The organism is Mycobacterium sp. NGS33, assembly GCF_059812885.1.
The window spans coordinates 1-1,479 of the sequence record NZ_JCALDN010000034.1; the positions used below are offsets into that span (position 1 = coordinate 1).

Sequence of the window (1,479 nt, forward strand, 5' to 3'; positions counted from 1 at the left end):
TACATCGCCGAACTGGTAGTTAATGCTCATTGGCTTTGCTCCTTAAAAGTGTTGTACAGCAGCGGTTTCGACCGCTAGCTGCTGAGGATCTGCTGCGAGGCCTGCTCTTGCTGCTCGTAGTTGTTCGCGTCGCGAATCAGTCCGTCGCGCACCCCGTGGAGCATGTTGACGATGTTGCGGAAGGCCTGGTTGACCTGACCCATGGTGTCGTACGAGGTGGCCTGGGCCTGACCGCTCCAGCCCGAGCCGGCGATGTTCATCGACGACGCCCACATCTTGCGGGCCTCGTCCTCAACGGTCTGGGCGTGCACCTCGAAGCGACCCGCCATCGCCCGCATCTCGTGCGGGTCGGTCATAAAACGTGTTGCCATGTCGGCTGTTCTCCTTGCTACGTAATTACTGGGTGATGTGGTGAAGACGGTGGCCGGATCGCTTACGTGTTACGCAACCGCCGTGCCGAATGAATAGAAATGACCCCCCCTTCCCGTCAACCGGCGGCCACCGGGTGCTGTCACGGTGAGACGGACGTCAAACCCGAACCGCGGCGTTTGAGTTGACGGAGTGCGTGTTGCGCTGCAGGACGTTCTGCGGGCCCAACCCTGCGGCCCCGGGATCGTTCCCTGCGGGGCGGTTACGTTGGAACCCACGTCGGTGACGTTCTGTCCCAAGGTTCCGAACCGCCAGTCCGATCAGCCGGCGGCGGCCGCGTTGGCTGCCTCGGTGGCAGCGTACGAACCTGAGCTCATGGACAGGGTGTTCACGAACTGCTCGTGAATCGCCGCGGCCTGGGCGCTCACCGCCTGGTACATCTGCGCGTGCGCGGCGAACTGGGCCGCAGTCAACGCCGACACCTCGTCGGCAGCGGCGGGTACCACCCCCGTCGTTGGGGCTGCAGCGGCTGCGTTCTGGGCGCTCAAGGTCGACCCGATAGCCTGCAGATTCCCGGCCGCCGCGGCCAAAGCCTCCGGCTGTGTGGTCACGAACGACATATCTGTTCCCTCCTAGTTCTATCCCCGACTCTGCGAGAGTAGATGACGGTGGCCCCCGAGATTGGTGCGGAAGCCCGGTGTTTGCAATTGTTCACTTGGCGGTACGACGAATTCACTTTTGGTAACGACACAGTAACAACGCCTGACCTCGACGGCCGTCCCTTGCAGGCCAGTCATAGCAAACGGTACCAGCCCCCGGGCAAAAAGTTGCTGGTAATCGCCGCCCGAGATGCTGTGGCCGCGGCGGTCGGCATAAAAATCTGACTGCCGCATAACCCATCGCAAGGACTCGATGCGACGACCATTCCCGGTAGTGCGGCGCTGAGCTCTCCTATCGCCCATTTCACCGGCCGGATTGCCCCGGTCGCCGCCGGCGGCGGGTCCCGGGAGTGATCGTGAGGACTTGAGGCGCATCACGCTGCGAACACTGATGGCAGCGTGGCGAGTGGCGGCGTCGAACACGTGGCGGGGCGCTGCTCAGCCGGCAAAC

At 63.2% G+C, this 1,479-nt stretch carries 2 protein-coding genes; both read right to left on the bottom strand.

What is annotated here, in order from left to right; all coding sequences use genetic code 11:
- Window positions 1-74 precede the first annotated feature (74 nt).
- Entirely contained in the window at window positions 75-371 is a 297-nt protein-coding gene (locus AC5Y5B_RS25170; protein WP_007168951.1) for a WXG100 family type VII secretion target, read from the bottom strand.
- A gap of 318 nt (window positions 372-689) precedes the next feature.
- The gene (locus AC5Y5B_RS25175) at window positions 690-989 is read right to left on the bottom strand and encodes a PE family protein (RefSeq protein ID WP_014942104.1); all 300 of its coding nucleotides are present in this window, start codon (window positions 987-989) and stop codon (window positions 690-692) included.
- Between the last annotated feature and the right edge of the window lie 490 nt (window positions 990-1,479).

Bases quoted from the DNA above. Each gene is read 5' to 3' on its own strand.
- AC5Y5B_RS25170 (WP_007168951.1), bottom strand. From the start codon at position 371: ATGGCAACACGTTTTATGACCGACCCGCACGAGATGCGGGCGATGGCG.
- AC5Y5B_RS25175 (WP_014942104.1), bottom strand. From the start codon at position 989: ATGTCGTTCGTGACCACACAGCCGGAGGCTTTGGCCGCGGCGGCCGGG.